Genomic DNA, 14,075 nt, shown 5'->3' with positions numbered 1-14,075 from the left:
GTCCAGCCCTACGTGAGCGGGTGGGCCCGGCGTGGCCCCGGTCGCACTCGACTACGGCCTCTCCCAAACGGGTACATCGGTGTCCGGGCCCGGATGGGCTGTTCAACTCACGGAGGATTCATGGCTTTCAATGCGACACGGCACGTCACTCTGGGGCTGGCGGCAGCGGTCCTGTCCCTGTTGCCCGTCGGGCACGCGAACGCTGCCGCCTACCCGACAAGTGACTACGCGGTCCCCTACGGCCAGACATATACCAAGGGAAAGCTGACCTGGTACAACAGGTCAGTCCAGCTCACCGGGGAGCAGAAGTCGGTCAGCACGTCGAGCTGCCGCCTGACCTACATTGCGGCCTTCCGGTCCGACGGCGGCCCCGACTACACGCGGCTGAGCGAACGCACCACCAAGCCTGTCTGCGGCAAGTCGATCGGCATCTCGGTGAACGTACCCGCCGATGTCGTCGGCGGAGCGGACTTCGTGTACATCTGCCTCGACACCACCACCGCCCACCTGAACTGTCTGACCTTCGACAGGCCGAAATCAGCTGTATAGCCCTTGGTGCACAGGGCCCTGTGCACGGCCGGGGTCCGGTTCCACTCGTGCGGGTGGAACCGGACCTGCCGACGTCCATGCGGTCATGGCCGCGCCAGAGGGGTTCTGGGCGACCTCGGGCATCGGCGCGGTGCGCCGGAACCCCGGCGAACCAGGTGTCCGCGCCCGGGTCTACGCCGACGTCCTGCGCCCGGGACGGCAGTAACCGCGGGAAAGGGTTCAGGGAGCCCAGCCGCAGGTTCAGCCGCCGCCCGGCGCAGCCTTCTCCGGGGTGGGCGCGGTCTGCAGCCGGTCCAGGCGCGCGTAGAGCGCCCGTACGGGCCATGGAGGCCGGCGGCACCGAAGCAGCCGCTGGGTTCGCCGACGCCGATCCGCGGATGCCCGCACTGCTCGCGGACGTCGCCCAGCGGATCGTGGTCCCGGTCACCGCGCTGTGCGGCATCGACCCGGAACCCTGCGACGGCTCCTTCGCCCTGGAGGCCGTCGGGCGGGTCCTCACGGCCACCCTGCGCGGCTGGGCGGAGACCGGGGCCGGACGCAGTGGAAGGCGTCGCCCGCGCGATCATCTCGTTCGTCGCGCAGGCCCTCACGATGAAGGACCGCGGTGAGACCGTCGCCGACGTCCTGCGCCAGATGGAGGCCGTCGGCTTCGGGGCCAGGCCCTCGATGCGCACCCCGCTCCGGCCGGTGCGCACCCGGTACGCACCACCGCCGTGTAGTACGCACCACCCGATGTCGGTGATGCGCACCCCGCACCGCACCGCGCGCACCCGATGCGCACCAGGTGCGGTGAAGGGATGCCTGCATGCCTGCGGAGGGTGTGGGGTGGGCGGTGGCCGAAGCCACCGCGAAACGGTCAGGCGGCGGGCTGCCGGCCCTGGTTGTCGGGGTGGCAGCGGGCGGTCAAGCGTCAGGGGCGATTTCGGGGTGCGTGAACCGCACAGGCTTGCCCGTCAACCGGGCGTAGGCGATTTCGGCTCGGGTGCTGTCTCCGATGTAGTCGCCGACTAAAGCGCCTGAGTTCGCGATTTCTGAGGCGCTGGCGCCACGAACTTAGCCCTGCCGACCGGGATCCTCGAATGTGTACGGCTCAGTTCCGACCGATTCAGGGTCGAAGTGCATGACGTTTTCGGTAGCGGCGGGCTGGTCTGCTTGCCGGGAATCGGATCGCCATCAACGGGGTTGGTGGGGGATGAGCCGTTATTGGAGGGGCATGATGCTAGCGATTCAGGTGTACGAAGTGGGCGGTCCCGAGGTGCTGCAGGTGGCCGAGGTGGACCAGCCGCGGCCGGGTCCGGGTGAGGCGGTCGTGGAGGTCGCGGCATCCGGGGTCAACTTCCTCGACGTCTACCACCGCGAGGGCCGGTACAGCATCCCGCTGCCCTTCACCCCGGGCGCTGAGGGCGCCGGCACGGTCGTCGAAATTGGACCTGGCGTCGCTGACGTCGCAGTCGGGGACCGGGTCGGTTGGGTGGAGATTCCCGGCACGTATGCCGAGCGGGCCGTCGTGGACTCCTCCCGGCTGGTGCCGCTGCCCGACGATATCGGCTTCGAGACAGCCGCCGCCGTGCTCCTCCAAGGCATGACCGCGCACTATCTCGTCAAGGACGCCTACCCGGTCCAGGGGGGCGACACGGTGCTCGTGCATGCGGCTGCTGGTGGCATGGGGCTGCTTTTGACCCAGCTCATCACCCATCTCGGCGGCAGGGTGATCGGCACGACGTCGACCATGGCGAAGGCCGAGCTGGCGAAGCGTGCCGGGGCCGCTGAGGTGATCCTTTCCTCCGAAGTCGACGATCTCGCAGCCGAGGTGAGGCGGCTCAACGGCGGTCAGGGGCTGCCGGTTGTCTTCGACGGCGTCGGCGCGCACACCTTCGATGCGAGCCTCGCCAGCCTGCGAACCCGCGGCCATCTCGTGCTCTTCGGCGCGGCAAGTGGTGCCGTGCCGCCGTTTGATCCGATTCGGCTCGCCCACGGCGGATCGCTGACCCTGATCCGGCCCAGCCTCGGGGACTTCATCGCCGATCGGTCCGAACTGCTCCGACGGGCCGCCGATGTGTTCGAGTGGGTGCGCTCCAAGGCGCTTGAGGTCACCGTAACGGGCCGCTACGCATTGTCCGAGGCCGCCCAGGCCCACAGCGATCTGGAGGCTCGGCGCACCACCGGCAAGCTGCTCGTCATACCCGATGCGGCCGCTATTGGACGCCGCGAGGAGACGCAGAACTGATCGCGGGTGACGAGGTCGGGGATCTTGGAGACTGAGGTGTCGAGGGCATGGCCGACCGTCATCGCCAAGATCCCCGACAGCGTCAGGCACTCAGCAGGCCAAGATCAAGTTCTGGCGGGTTCCTGGCGTATCTGGGTCACACCCCTTTATCGTTCCGTGATGAAAAATCCAACACATCTACCCCGATACGCGCAGATCACGCACGCACCTCCACCTCAATCGGTGAAGTTCACGCGCACATTGATGGTGTGCGTTCCGAATGGCACACCCGCCTCCCGCGTCGCGGTGTCCATCCAGGTCCCCGGCGAAGTCGCGTGATACCGGGCTTGTGGTCGTGGGAGCAGACGAGTTGGGCGGTCTCGGCGGCGTCTGCCCGCGCGACCGTGAGGTCGGTGACGGCCTACTGACCTTTTCTTAAGTTCGGTGGGGTGTGGTGGCCGTGTGGGTGGGAGGCTGTCGGGGTGGCTTACGGGGTGGGGAAAATTATCCGTCCAACCGCAACACCAGCTCGTCGATCTCCGCTCCCCGCGCGTTCGCGAAGCCCCGGTCCTCGCCGACGACCTTGAAGCCGCACTTCTCAAGGACCCGCACCGATCCGGTGTTGTCCGCCGCCGCCCGGGCGAGCAGCGGGCGTTCGGGGACCTCGGCGAGCAGCCCCCACAGTGCCGCGGTCGCGATGCCCCGCCCCCAGTAGTAGCGATCGATGAAATACGTGACCTCCCGCTCACCCGGCTCGCCGTACACGGCCGCGTGCCCGACCACATCGCCGTCCGCGAGCACGGTGCGGGTGACGACGTCGGGCGAGGCGAGGATGCGCTTCCAATGCGCGTCGAAGTGGGCCCGGTCCGTCGGGTCCTCGGCGGTGAAGGCGGCCATCCGATTCGACTCGGGGTCGCTCATGTGCCTGAAGAACACAGGCAGATCGCTGGGGTGCACGGGACGCAGGGAGACATCTGTGGAAGCCATGGTCCGACCCTAACGACCTTGGGGGAAGGACGGGAGTGAGTCGGCCGTGACACGGGAAGAGCTTTATGGGTTGGACGAGTTGTGAAGCTGACCTGGGCCCGTACGGCCTGTGGCCATCCTGCCCTGTCCGGGGTCTCCCGCGCACATTTCGGGTAGTTCCTCGAAGAACTCGCCCCGCCCTGGGTGGCGGCCCGCGCGTCGGCCCTGCACGCGATGAGGGGCGGGCCCCGCGAGCGGGCCGAGGGTGCCGGACGCAAGCCGCGCCTGGTGTTCACCGACCGGCTCGCGGCCACCCTGGTCCACCTGCGGCTCAGGCTGCCACATGCCGCCCTGGCCGAGTTGTACGGGGGGACCGCTGCACCGTCTCCGCTGCGATCCGCGAGGTCAGACCCTTGCTCGCCGCGCGGGGCTTTGCCATCGCCGGCCGCCCTGGTCTGCGCATCCGCACCCTGGACGACCTGTTCGCCTACGCAGATGCCGAAGGCGTCGACATTCGGCTCGACGGCACGGAAGTCCAGGTCCGACGCCCGCGCGCGCGGGCCGCCCCGGGCGCAAAGCCTTCGTCTCGGGCAAGAAGAAGCAGAACACGATCAAGACCACCACATTCAGCGACCACCAGGGCCGCACCCTGTTCTCCGGCGTCGTCCGCCCGGGCCGCATGCATGACCAGACCGCTGTGCGTACTGAGGGAATCGCCTAACAGTTCCGCCCCCACCCCGTTGTGCACGCCGAGGTCGACTCCGACTACCAGGGTCTGGCCAAGGAGTTCCCGTCCCAGGTCAGCGCCCCGCCGAAGAAGCCGGCCCAGGACGCTCCCAACGGCGACAAGCGTGCCTGGCGCGAGGCGCGCAGGCGGCAGTCGTCGGCCCGCATCGTGGTCGAACACGGTGGGTGGAGCGGGAGGACGCGGAGCGGGAGGACGCGGAGCGGCTGGTCCCGCGCGGCCACAGCGAACAGATTGCGGTCGACGGCGAGACGAAACCGGTGCTCGTGAAGCTGGGCGTACGGGTCTCCAACTCCAAGTAGCGGCGCGACAGACTCATCGCCCTCGCAGCGCTGGGCATGGGGCCCTGACGACGCGTCGGCTGACGAAGCCCGTGGCCGACTGGTGCGACCCGGGCCCCGCCACCATCACCGTCCCCGCCCTCGCGTATCCGTGTGAGCCCCTGGACCGTCCGCCTCGCCCCCACCCCCTTGTGACCTCCACTGGCTGCAGCCACCCGGCATGCAGCAGAACGTGATGGGGATGAGGGCATGGCCGGGCGGTGTTGGTCAGTGAGCTGCGCCGAGTTCGATACACAGGACGCCGACGACGATGAGGCCGATGCCTGCGCCCATGGCCTTGGTGAGCGGTTCCCGGAACAGGATGCGGGAAGCCACGGCGGTCAAGGCGACGCCGCTGGCGGCCCAAATGCCGTAGGCGACGCCGAGGGCCAGGCCGCCGTCCAAGGCCAGGGTGAGGCCGGCGAACGCGGCCAGGTAGCCGGCCAGGGTACCGGCGAGCCACTTCCTGCCACCGTCCTGGGAAGCCATCCGCAGGCACAGAGTGGCGGCGACCTCGGCCAGGATGGCGCCGATGAGAAAGACCCAGTTCACGAGGCCGCCCCTTCCTGCTGAGGCCGACGAGCATGGGCGGACTGCGCGCCGAGCTCGACGCAGAGCACACCGGCGATGACCAGGCCGATCCCTACGCCCATGACGGCGGTGAGCGGGTCTCCGAAGATGAGCGTCGCCAGGACAGCGGTGAGCGCGACGCCCGAAGCGCCCCAGATGCCGTAGGCGACGCCGAGGGCCAGGCCCGCGCGCAGCACCATGGACAGGGCGGTGAAGGCGCCGAGGTAGCCAACCGCGACCAGGACGTAGAGGGCCGGGTGGTCAAGGGCCCCGCGCAGGGAGAGGGTGGCGGTGACTTCGAGCAGGATCGCCGCCGTGAGCAGCAGCCATTTCCTCATCGGGACGACTCGTCTTTCAGGAGGTCGTCGGCCACGCCCAGGAGGTGGTCGCGGTCGCGGTCGGGAACGGGGAAGACATCGGTGGCGACAGCTGTCCAGTAGCCGTCGGCGAGGAGCCGGGCGGCGGTGAGCCGGGCCCGTGCCGCATCCGGGAGGGCGTCGGGCAGGGTGATCCAGGGCTCGATCCGGCGTACCCAGGTGTCGGTCAGGGCGGTGCGGTAGTGAGCGTCGGCGTAGATCGCGAAGTCCGCCCGGTCGAACGGGGCGTCGAGCGCCACCTCGACATACGCCCGGATCCTCTGCAACGGGGACGCGCCTTCCAGCGGCCGGTCCAGCCGGTCGAGCAGGAGTTGTTCCCAGCGGTCCGCGACGTGATCGACCACGGCCAGCATCAGGGCCTCCTTGGTCGGAAAGTGGTACATCAGCCCCGGCTTGGTCAGCCCGACTTCCTTGGCCGCCGCCTCCAGGGTGATCGAACCGCCGCCCTCGATGCGGAGCAGCTCCAGCGCGCCGTCCAGAATCCGGTGTCTCGCATTGCCTGCCATGCCTTAACTTTACCATCCGGAAGGTAAAGCATGGTGGAGTGGCGTGCATCACGGTCGCTGGAAGGACGTTGCTGTGCTTGTTCCCCACCCCGAAGAGTTCCGTGACGATGTCGTGCGCGTGGCGCGCAACCGGGAGAAAGGCGTCACCCTTGCGCATCTTGGCGTCATGTACGAGGTGGGAGACCAGCCCGATCTGGATGTTCACGTGTGGGGCGTCTGGGGCTCACGACTTCAAATAGGGTCTGACCCCGAAGGGTCAGACCCTATTTGAACTGCATGTTTGTTAGAGCAGTGAAGCGGTATGGGCTGGTCCGCCAGTTCATCACCGAGGCGATCCTCAACGGCCTCCCGCCACGCATCGCCCAGGTCATCGCCGGCCACAGGAACATCAACACCACGATGGAATATGCGGCCACCTACCCGGCGGATGCGCTCGAAGCGCACCACGCCTTCATCGCCCGTCGCCGCGATCTCCGCCCAGCCGAGGAGTACCGGGCTGTCATCGCCGAGGAATGGCAGAAGTTCCTGTCCCACTTCGAGCGGAGGAAGCTGGCGCTGGACGAGTGCGGGCGGGCCTACAGAACCGATTGCATCCACGAACACGCCTGCGTTCGCTGCCCGGTCCCGATCGTCGCCCTGGACGAGAAGCCCCGCCTGGAAGAGATCCGCGACAACCTCAAAGACAAGATCGCCGAAGCCGAACGCGAGAGATGGTTCGGAGAAGTCGAATGCCTGTCCACCAGCCTCGCCGCCGCCGAAGACAAGATCGCCCAGATCGAAGCCCAGCAGGAAAAGAAGCAGTCCCCCGTCTTCCTCGGCCTGCCCAACCTCTCCCAACTCACCGCCCGCACGAGCGAAACCACCAAATATCCGCCTCTGGAGCGTTGGGTGACCGTCTGTCGGCACCCTGCCGCGAATGCCCGGCCACGTCACTCTCTGGGCACGGCCACAGGGCGATGAACCTCCAGAACGACTGCGGTCCCGGCCACGGTCCGGTCCTCGTGCATGGTGATCTGCCGGCCGGGTTGAACGTGCGTCCAATGGGAGGGGGTGAGGGGCACAAGGCGAACCGTGGCCTGCCCGCCGGGCTCCAGGATGGGCATGCTCTCAACCCAGAGCACGGCGATGCTGACCGCACGTTCGCCGGTGGGCGAGAGGTGTCCGATGTTCCACATGGGTCGCAGAACCCCGGTGCCGGAGATTGGTGACGTGCGTCGGCCCTCGCCAGCAGGGCGGAGCTTCAAATCTGCTCGAATCACGCCGTTGCGGATCTCGGAGCACCGCCAATGGCACCAAGCCGCGCTCCGCTCCAGACGGAGCTGCTCAGCCGCTTCGGCGAGCTTCTCCCAAAACGCCAGAGGGATCGAGCGACCGTCCCCAAGTTCCTCCAGCAGGCCCAGAGCGATCTCCCACTCGTCATGGGCGAGGTAGTCCCAGATGTCTCGCACCGTGATGTCGTTCTCGGTGGCGGTCTCTTCCGGGACCAGTAGGGAGGCTGATTCGAGTAGCTCAGGGACGTCCATGCGCTCATTGTCAACCATATGCAGGAGCGTGCCGGCGCTCGTCCACCCGTAGTTCAGAGAAGGCACCCCGCACGCTACTTGGAGACTGCGCTCGTCAGCGCACCGCTCCCCCCGAGAATCCGCTACGCCTGAGCGCCACGTCCCCAAAAATCGCGGGAGCTCCCCAATGGGGGAAGTCCCGCTCAATGACGGGGATCAGCTCTCGACGAGTGCTCACCGTCCCACCGCTACGCGGACGCAGCTCCCGCATGTTTTGGTAGCGGCTCTTCTCGATCGCGCCGATCGTCGGGCGGCGGAGCGCCGGACGAGCCGGCGCTTCCTACCAGCGCGGGCTACATCGTGATCGCCGATCCGGAGGGAAACGAGTTCTGCCGGGACTGAACGACGGGGAACTTCACGCCAGTGAGGTCTTCAGAGACGGCCCACAGCCGCTGCTGGACGGCTACCTCGTACGACTCCGGGCTGGAGGTGACCAGCCTGGGGTGGCCCTTGACCTCGTTGCGCCCGCCGGGACCGTAGTACTGACCGCCGAGCGCGCCGGGGTCGGTGGCGGCGCGCAGGGTGGGCAGGGCGCCCATGGCCGGCGTCTGGGTGATCAGCGGCGCGAGCCAGGTGACGGGCAGGCGGAGCGCGGCGGGGGTGTTGCGGGTGAGGTCGGTGTTGGACATGCCGGGATGGGCGGCGACCGCGACGGTGGTGCCGTGCGCGGCGAGCCGGCGCTGCAGTTCGTACGTGAACATCAGGTTGGCCAGCTTGGACTGACCGTAGGCGGCGGCCCGGCTGTACGACCGCTCCCACTGCAGGTCGTCAAAGTGGATCGCGGCCCGGATGCGGTGGCCAGTGCTGCTGATCGTCACCACGCGCGAGCCGGGCACCGGCAGCATCAGGTCCAACAGCAGCCCGGTGAGCGCGAAGTGGCCGAGGTGGTTGGTGCCGAACTGCATCTCGAAGCCGTCGGCGGTGGTCTGCTTCGGGGTGTACATCACGCCGGCGTTGTTGATCAACAGGTCGAGCCGGTCGAGCCGGGACCGCAGCGTGGCCGCCGCGGTCCGGACGGAGCCGAGCGAGGTCAGGTCCAGCGCCTGCACGGTCACGTCGCCGGTCATGCGGGCCGCGGCCTGCTCGCCCTTCTCGACGTTGCGCACGGCGAGCACTACGGACGCCCCGTGCTCGGCGAGCACCTTGGCGGCCTCGTAGCCCAGTCCGGTGTTGGCCCCGGTCACCACGGCCACCCGCCCGCGTTGGTCCGGAATGTTCGCTGTCGCCCACTTCTCGCCCATACCAGGCCCCCAATTAATTAACGTACCGAAGGTATCTTATGCCTTCGACGTTAAAGTACCTTCGGTACGTTGTCAATGTACCGAAGGTATCTAATCTAGACTGGCGATCGTGACTTTCCAGCGGGCGCGAACCGAAGAGCAGCGGGAGATCCGCCGACGGGCGATCCTCGACATGGCATCGGCGATGCTCGACGAGATGCCCGTGGCCGCAGTCACCCTGAACGAGCTCAGCCGCCGGGTAGGCCTGGCGAAGCCGAACGTGCTGCGCTACTTCGAGTCTCGCGAGGCAGTGCTGCTGGAACTGCTGGACCACTTCCTGCAGGAGTGGCTGACGGAACTGGCAGGTGAGTTGGCCGCCGGCATCGACGAAGATCTCCCTATGACCGAGCGAGCGGCAGCGATGGCCGAGATCCTCAGTCGCTCACTGTCCGGCCGAATGGTGCTGTGCGAGCTCTTCGGCGCACAGGGCAGCGTCCTGGAACACAACGTCTCCGTCGAGGTCGTAGCACGCTACAAGCGCGCCTCCCTGGACCGCCTGACAACCATGACCGCCCTGATCCGGAAGTACCTGCCGGAGCTGGGTGAGAACGCAACACTGTTCAGCCTGCAGACCATGGTCATGGCCGGCGCGCTGTCGGCGTACAGCACACCCCCACCCAGCCTGCAGGCAGCCTACGAGGCCGAGCCCGACCTGGGCCGCTTCCACATGGATCTGAAGGACTCCTTGAAGCAGGCCCTGACCGCAACCCTCCTGGGCGTGCTACCCCGCCGCTGACCGGCGTTTCGGCAAGGTGGTCCTGAACCCGGCGGATGACCTGGGCTTCCTCTTCGACGACATCCACGTCGGCAGCGGAGCCCGCGGATCCATCGGCGTGCCTTCGGCAAGGTAGAGGCGGATCCAGACGAACGCCTCCGGGCTGGAGGGCAACCACTGCTCGGCGAGCGTGCCCTTCCGCACGACCTTGACGAACTGGTCGCCCCAGTCGAGAACGCCCGCGGACACCCAGCAGCTCGGAGGCGCGGGCGCCGTTACTGACGGCCAGGGCGAGGATCACCCGGTCCCGGTTCGAGCGCAGCGCCGCGAACAGTTCGTTCCCTCGCTCGTCCGGCATCTGACGCGGGCGGCGCTTGGGGACCTTCGGGTTGTAGCGCAACCGCCCCTCTCCCCGGTAAGGCTCCAGCGGGTTGTGGTGAGCGTGCGGCCGACGCCGGTCGGACCTGGCGAGCGGCACCGGGTTGACCAGCGGGCCACCGCCCGTCTCGATCCAGAAATCGTAGAAACTGCGGATCACCGCGTTGCTGTGCCGAATCGTCCGCGGCTTGTAGCGGTCGTCCAGGTACGTCTTCCTCGTGATCGGATTCGTGGTGCCCGCGGTCACGGCGGAGTGCGTACGTGCCGACCAGACGCGGGTACCAGTACTGCAACCGCGTTTGGTGTGATGGAAGCTCACTTCAGGGGCTGTGGCCTCGTTGTTTGTAGTGGCTGACGAGTGCTCGGTGTTGCGCTTGCCTGCGCCAGTGGGACCAGTGCAGGACCCGGGCGAACGGGGGAAGGAGACGTGCTGTGAGGTGGGCGGTCAGGCGGCGGATCTCGGCCAGGCTCAGCGGGACGAGGTGCTGTTCTCCGGATTCGGATGCCATTTTTTTCAGCTCTTCCCCGCGGACCGTTGTCAGGTAGGCGTGGGCCGCCGTGGCGAGGGCGATGTGTCGGTACCGGGCGTGGTATTTACGGACCCGGTAGTGGTCGAGGCCGCATTCGTTCTTTGCGGTCCGGAAACACTCCTCGATCGTCCACCGGCGGCAGGCCACGGTCAGGAGGGTGTTCAGGGAGGTGCCTTCGGGTGCGAAGCACACGTAGTAGGCGACCTCAGTGGGATCGGTGATGCTGCGGCGGGCCAGGACCCAGTGCTCGACACCTTCCTCACGCCATGGGCGGATCGGCGCCCGGGCCCAGTCGTAGACGCGCTCGCCGTGGGCGCCCCGCCCGCATGAACGGCGCTTCCCCGCCTGTCGGGGCAAGCCGACGACCAGTTCGTCCACGGGATGGTCCATGCGTGAGGAGGTGACGACGATGTCGGTGCGGCGAGTTGCCAGCACGCGGAACACCCCGCGCTGTTCAAACCAGTAGCGCAAGCTCCTGACCTGCCCGTACGCCTCACCGGCGGTCAGCCACGCGAACCGCACCCGGGCAGCGAGCGCCCGCCCGATCACCGCCTTGGCCGGGTCGATCTCCGTGGCGAAGACGACCTCGTCGAGGCCAGAAATGTTTCGAGGTCCCCACCCATGACAGGAACAACGACCACGCCGACAACCCGTCACACCAAGCGCAATTGCAACTGGGCCTGGCCTTCTCCCCTATGGTCGCCTCGCGTCCGTTCCGCCACCGTTTCCCGGTCCGCAGGTTGATGCCGACCGCTCGGCGCGCTTCTCGACTGCTCAGCCCCTGGTCCATGAGCCGGAAGTATTTCTCCCGCTCGCGGACCAGAGACCTGCGGCCCTGACTGCCCCGGTTCCCCCTGATCTTGAAATCCATCGCATCCTCTGAGCCAGGGTCTTGCGACGACCGCTGGAACGGAAGATGTCTGGGCAGGGGCAGTTACCTATGCCGCGATCCTCCGCTCGTCGAGGGGCGCTCCTACCCCTCTTGAAAGGCGGCCAGTGATGGCACGCCGGAGTACCAGAGGATCCACGGGATGGCTATGGTGCCGAGGGTTGTTCCGAGCATGAAGCCCGCACGTGTCGCTTCGTCGCGGACTACGGATGCGGTTACGGCCATTGCGATGCCGATCGGAGCGCCCGCCAGTGTGGCGAAGAAGAGGGTTCCGCAGAGGCCGAGGACGTATCCGAACGAGGCGCCGGACATGTCGCCGTTGATCGTTGTCTGGGCGGTCGCTGCTGCTAAGGCTCCGTTGCAGAGCATCCACCAGGCCACGATCGCAATGGCGGCCAACCCGATCGCGGCAATTTTCAGAAGGTGCGCCGGCTTGCGGCTCATTGCGGGCTCCCTCCAGGCGGTCTCCCATTGTGCCCAGCCGGGCCAGCAAGAACACCCCCATCCGCAGCTTGTGACCAACCGAGCGGGACCGGGGACCTGGCGGCGGATTTGGGCCGGCGATTGTCTGCTGGGTAGCCGCACTCCCCCAACCGGAGCAGCGGTGCGTAACGGCAGGTGGCCGCTGGCGGGTGGTGCAGTATGACCATGTTCGATTCACACCTGCCGGCTCTCCATGCAGCTCCGATCGACAAGCTGGAGGCACACATGTGGGGCCTTCTCGACGGGCCGTCGGCTTCGCCCAGGTGTCCAGTGGTCAGGGCCACGATGCGGCTGAGACGGTGGCCGAACAACAGACCAGAGACCCCGCCGCCCGTACATCCAGCAGTAGTTCCTCATCATGTAGGCACTGCTGGAGCAGGTTCTCGTCCATTCCCTCTGGCTCGGACTTGCTGCGGATCGGAACCTCGAGGTCGCGGCTGCGTCCTCGGCGTGCAGCCCAGACGAGGAAAATCCTCAGGCATCCGTCAGCTCGAAGAGTTCGTCGCGCCGGGCGGTCAGACACTCGTAGAACTCTCCCCGGAAGCGTGGCACTTTCGCGAACGCTTCCCTCCGGACAGCATCAGGCAGCAGACTCACCCTCACGGCCTTCGTTGTGATCACGTGTACTCCTTGGTCGGAGCACATGATCAGACGAGGGCCGCCCCTACGTCCGGCGAATCACCAGGCGAGCGAATCCGTTCGAGGCACTGTTCGGGATCGTGGCACCATGTACGGCATGACGACCAACCGAAAGGCCCATGCCGCGTAGACGGCCAGGACGCATCCGGGCCGGAATCCCGGACCGGCACCAGTCACAGAACTCAAGGCCGGTCATCGACCGCCTCTCCCCGCGAGCACTGTCCGAGATTGTTCGCATTGAACGCACGCGGAACTACCTTCAGCCGGGAGACACCAGCGCGGCATTGCGCCTCTGGAAGGACTACGTCCATCGCCCGGAGCGCGAGCTCTGGCACGACGACGAGTTCGGCAACGTGCACTGGTACTGCTGCGGCAACCCACTCGAAGCCCGTGACCTACTCGATGGCGTGATCCGAGCAATGTCGCCTCGTGGAGCCCGGGAACTCCGCAAGATCATCGAAGAGCTTGACGCCTTCATGGGCCCGCCCTACCCAGCCACAGACCACCCAAGATAAAGAACAAGCTCGTAGCGCGTACTGCGCCCGGCGGCGAGCCACCGGTCGACGTGGTGCTGAGCGGCCTCCTCCAGCGAGAGGTCGAGGCCGGCGAGGTGCTATAGAAAGACAACGGCGGCATTCACGCGGGTACGCGCCCACGCCGTGCGGCCAGGAGTGCTGGGTGTGTGCGTGACCCGACACCGCGGCCCAGCTCCTGGTGACCGCCGGCGGCAATCCCGACCGCCTGCGCGTGGAGGCGTCCTTCGCGGCTCTTCGCGGCGTCGCGCCTGTCCCTGCCTCCAGTGGCGGGACCAACCGCCACCGCCTCTCCCGAGGAAGCGACCGCGGGACCGGCGCCGCCCTCTACCGGATCGCTCTCGTCCGCATGTCCGGCGACGCCCGCACCCGCGGGTACGCGCCTCCCCACGCTTGACGATCAATAGGAGCATCAGTGGCCGCGGGTCAGGCGTGCCAGGTGTCGCGGAGGGCGGCTTGGCAGGCTTCAGGGCGGCCAGGAACTGGGGACATGACTTGTGTGACGTACGGTCGGGTGTTGAAGTCACCGAGAACGAGTGCGCGGGGGTGCGGTCGCGTGGCGGCCGCCAGCTCTCCGGCCTGCAGCTTCCTCAGGTCTTCGTGGCCCGGTGCACTGAGGTGTGTGTTGAACACCCGGACCCACTGGCCGTCGAGCTTCGTGGTGAACACACCCACATGATCAAAACGCCAACCACAAGATCAACACGCCCTGACCCCAACCATGCACGAGCTCGTAAGGGCTCGCAGAGAATCAACGTGTTGCTTCCGGTGATGTGGCTCGTTGACGTGGTATGGGCATACCGCAAGAGGTTCGAGGTCAACTGGCG

Annotated in this window: 17 protein-coding genes and 1 pseudogene; 9 read left to right on the top strand and 9 right to left on the bottom strand. The window is 67.2% G+C overall.

The features are described 5' to 3' along the window. The first annotated feature begins 120 nt into the window (after nucleotides 1-120). From ACFVUT_RS34325 to ACFVUT_RS34310, 4 genes are all read left to right on the top strand, one after another. Nucleotides 121-549 carry a hypothetical protein gene (locus tag ACFVUT_RS34325; protein WP_389659616.1) on the top strand — a complete coding sequence of 143 codons (429 nt, stop codon included), beginning with the start codon at nucleotides 121-123 and terminating at the stop codon, nucleotides 547-549. A gap of 85 nt (nucleotides 550-634) precedes the next feature. Beyond that, the gene (locus ACFVUT_RS34320; RefSeq protein ID WP_389659619.1) at nucleotides 635-754 is read left to right on the top strand and encodes a DUF6207 family protein; all 120 of its coding nucleotides are present in this window, start codon (nucleotides 635-637) and stop codon (nucleotides 752-754) included. 118 nt (nucleotides 755-872) lie between these two features. Next, complete coding sequence (locus ACFVUT_RS34315; protein ID WP_389659621.1) at nucleotides 873-1,157, top strand: hypothetical protein; 285 nt, start codon at nucleotides 873-875, stop codon at nucleotides 1,155-1,157. Nucleotides 1,158-1,765: 608 nt separating this feature from the next. Next, entirely contained in the window at nucleotides 1,766-2,776 is a 1,011-nt protein-coding gene (locus ACFVUT_RS34310) for a quinone oxidoreductase family protein (protein WP_389659664.1), read from the top strand. A 483-nt stretch (nucleotides 2,777-3,259) separates the two neighbouring features. Here the strand turns inward: ACFVUT_RS34310 and ACFVUT_RS34305 are convergent, their stop codons facing one another. Continuing rightward, nucleotides 3,260-3,742: a GNAT family N-acetyltransferase gene (locus ACFVUT_RS34305; RefSeq protein ID WP_389659624.1), complete on the bottom strand. Its 483-nt coding sequence runs from the start codon at nucleotides 3,740-3,742 to the stop codon at nucleotides 3,260-3,262. Nucleotides 3,743-4,064: 322 nt separating this feature from the next. On the opposite strand from ACFVUT_RS34305, the gene ACFVUT_RS34300 reads away from it, so the two are divergent. Together ACFVUT_RS34300 and ACFVUT_RS34295 are read left to right on the top strand one after the other, a co-directional pair. Beyond that, entirely contained in the window at nucleotides 4,065-4,442 is a 378-nt protein-coding gene (locus ACFVUT_RS34300) for a transposase family protein (protein WP_389659627.1), read from the top strand. 191 nt (nucleotides 4,443-4,633) lie between these two features. Further along, nucleotides 4,634-4,768 (top strand): hypothetical protein, encoded by a 135-nt coding sequence (locus ACFVUT_RS34295; RefSeq protein WP_389659630.1) that lies wholly within the window; start codon nucleotides 4,634-4,636, stop codon nucleotides 4,766-4,768. Between the two features lie 246 nt (nucleotides 4,769-5,014). Here the strand turns inward: ACFVUT_RS34295 and ACFVUT_RS34290 are convergent, their stop codons facing one another. The 3 genes from ACFVUT_RS34290 to ACFVUT_RS34280 are packed head-to-tail and all read right to left on the bottom strand — an operon-like array spanning nucleotide 5,015 to nucleotide 6,239. Further along, a complete protein-coding gene (locus ACFVUT_RS34290) occupies nucleotides 5,015-5,338 on the bottom strand; it encodes a DMT family transporter (protein ID WP_389659632.1) in 324 nt (107 codons plus the stop codon). Then, nucleotides 5,335-5,694: a DMT family transporter gene (locus ACFVUT_RS34285; RefSeq protein WP_389659635.1), complete on the bottom strand. Its 360-nt coding sequence runs from the start codon at nucleotides 5,692-5,694 to the stop codon at nucleotides 5,335-5,337. The genes ACFVUT_RS34290 and ACFVUT_RS34285 overlap by 4 nt, the downstream gene beginning before the upstream one ends. Then, nucleotides 5,691-6,239 carry a TetR/AcrR family transcriptional regulator gene (locus ACFVUT_RS34280; RefSeq protein WP_389659637.1) on the bottom strand — a complete coding sequence of 183 codons (549 nt, stop codon included), beginning with the start codon at nucleotides 6,237-6,239 and terminating at the stop codon, nucleotides 5,691-5,693. Before ACFVUT_RS34280 ends, ACFVUT_RS34285 begins: the two co-directional genes overlap by 4 nt. 291 nt (nucleotides 6,240-6,530) lie before the next feature. Here ACFVUT_RS34280 and ACFVUT_RS34275 point away from each other — a divergent pair, with 291 nt between their 5' ends. Then, nucleotides 6,531-7,199, top strand: a complete 669-nt coding sequence (locus ACFVUT_RS34275) for an integrase (RefSeq protein WP_389659640.1) — start codon at nucleotides 6,531-6,533, stop codon at nucleotides 7,197-7,199. Here ACFVUT_RS34275 and ACFVUT_RS34270 read toward each other — a convergent pair. Together ACFVUT_RS34270 and ACFVUT_RS34265 are read right to left on the bottom strand one after the other, a co-directional pair. After that, on the bottom strand, nucleotides 7,169-7,780 hold the full coding sequence (locus ACFVUT_RS34270; protein ID WP_389659642.1) for a hypothetical protein: 612 nt from the start codon (nucleotides 7,778-7,780) through the stop codon (nucleotides 7,169-7,171). The genes ACFVUT_RS34275 and ACFVUT_RS34270 overlap by 31 nt on opposite strands. Nucleotides 7,781-8,094: 314 nt before the next feature. Next, entirely contained in the window at nucleotides 8,095-9,042 is a 948-nt protein-coding gene (locus ACFVUT_RS34265) for an SDR family NAD(P)-dependent oxidoreductase (RefSeq protein WP_389659646.1), read from the bottom strand. A 109-nt stretch (nucleotides 9,043-9,151) separates the two neighbouring features. Here ACFVUT_RS34265 and ACFVUT_RS34260 point away from each other — a divergent pair, with 109 nt between their 5' ends. After that, nucleotides 9,152-9,817: a TetR/AcrR family transcriptional regulator gene (locus ACFVUT_RS34260; protein WP_389659649.1), complete on the top strand. Its 666-nt coding sequence runs from the start codon at nucleotides 9,152-9,154 to the stop codon at nucleotides 9,815-9,817. Nucleotides 9,818-10,494: 677 nt separating this feature from the next. Here the strand turns inward: ACFVUT_RS34260 and ACFVUT_RS34255 are convergent. The 3 genes from ACFVUT_RS34255 to ACFVUT_RS34245 form a co-directional block, all read right to left on the bottom strand. Further along, on the bottom strand, nucleotides 10,495-11,226 hold the full coding sequence (locus ACFVUT_RS34255) for a transposase (protein ID WP_389671110.1): 732 nt from the start codon (nucleotides 11,224-11,226) through the stop codon (nucleotides 10,495-10,497). A 451-nt stretch (nucleotides 11,227-11,677) separates the two neighbouring features. Beyond that, on the bottom strand, nucleotides 11,678-12,037 hold the full coding sequence (locus ACFVUT_RS34250; RefSeq protein ID WP_389659655.1) for a hypothetical protein: 360 nt from the start codon (nucleotides 12,035-12,037) through the stop codon (nucleotides 11,678-11,680). A 513-nt stretch (nucleotides 12,038-12,550) separates the two neighbouring features. Next, entirely contained in the window at nucleotides 12,551-12,697 is a 147-nt protein-coding gene (locus ACFVUT_RS34245; RefSeq protein ID WP_389659667.1) for a hypothetical protein, read from the bottom strand. Nucleotides 12,698-13,420: 723 nt separating this feature from the next. On the opposite strand from ACFVUT_RS34245, the pseudogene ACFVUT_RS34240 reads away from it, so the two are divergent. Then, nucleotides 13,421-13,645 (top strand): annotated as a pseudogene (locus tag ACFVUT_RS34240) (transposase); the annotation flags it as partial. Nucleotides 13,646-14,075: the final 430 nt, after the last annotated feature.

The organism is Streptomyces sp. NPDC058051 (genome assembly GCF_042885475.1).
Classification (GTDB): Bacteria; Actinomycetota; Actinomycetes; order Streptomycetales; family Streptomycetaceae; genus Streptomyces.
Note: the sequence above shows the minus strand (reverse complement) of the source record. Positions and strands in the feature narration are given on the sequence as shown.

Excerpts from the sequence above, each read along its gene's own strand:
- ACFVUT_RS34325 (WP_389659616.1), top strand. The coding sequence starts at position 121 with ATGGCTTTCAATGCGACACGGCACGTCACTCTGGGGCTGGCGGCAGCG.
- ACFVUT_RS34320 (WP_389659619.1), top strand. The coding sequence starts at position 635 with ATGGCCGCGCCAGAGGGGTTCTGGGCGACCTCGGGCATCGGCGCGGTG.
- ACFVUT_RS34315 (WP_389659621.1), top strand. The coding sequence starts at position 873 with ATGGAGGCCGGCGGCACCGAAGCAGCCGCTGGGTTCGCCGACGCCGAT.
- ACFVUT_RS34310 (WP_389659664.1), top strand. The coding sequence starts at position 1,766 with ATGCTAGCGATTCAGGTGTACGAAGTGGGCGGTCCCGAGGTGCTGCAG.
- ACFVUT_RS34305 (WP_389659624.1), bottom strand. The coding sequence starts at position 3,742 with ATGGCTTCCACAGATGTCTCCCTGCGTCCCGTGCACCCCAGCGATCTG.
- ACFVUT_RS34300 (WP_389659627.1), top strand. The coding sequence starts at position 4,065 with ATGCCGCCCTGGCCGAGTTGTACGGGGGGACCGCTGCACCGTCTCCGC.
- ACFVUT_RS34285 (WP_389659635.1), bottom strand. The coding sequence starts at position 5,694 with ATGAGGAAATGGCTGCTGCTCACGGCGGCGATCCTGCTCGAAGTCACC.
- ACFVUT_RS34280 (WP_389659637.1), bottom strand. The coding sequence starts at position 6,239 with ATGGCAGGCAATGCGAGACACCGGATTCTGGACGGCGCGCTGGAGCTG.
- ACFVUT_RS34270 (WP_389659642.1), bottom strand. The coding sequence starts at position 7,780 with ATGGTTGACAATGAGCGCATGGACGTCCCTGAGCTACTCGAATCAGCC.
- ACFVUT_RS34265 (WP_389659646.1), bottom strand. The coding sequence starts at position 9,042 with ATGGGCGAGAAGTGGGCGACAGCGAACATTCCGGACCAACGCGGGCGG.
- ACFVUT_RS34250 (WP_389659655.1), bottom strand. The coding sequence starts at position 12,037 with ATGAGCCGCAAGCCGGCGCACCTTCTGAAAATTGCCGCGATCGGGTTG.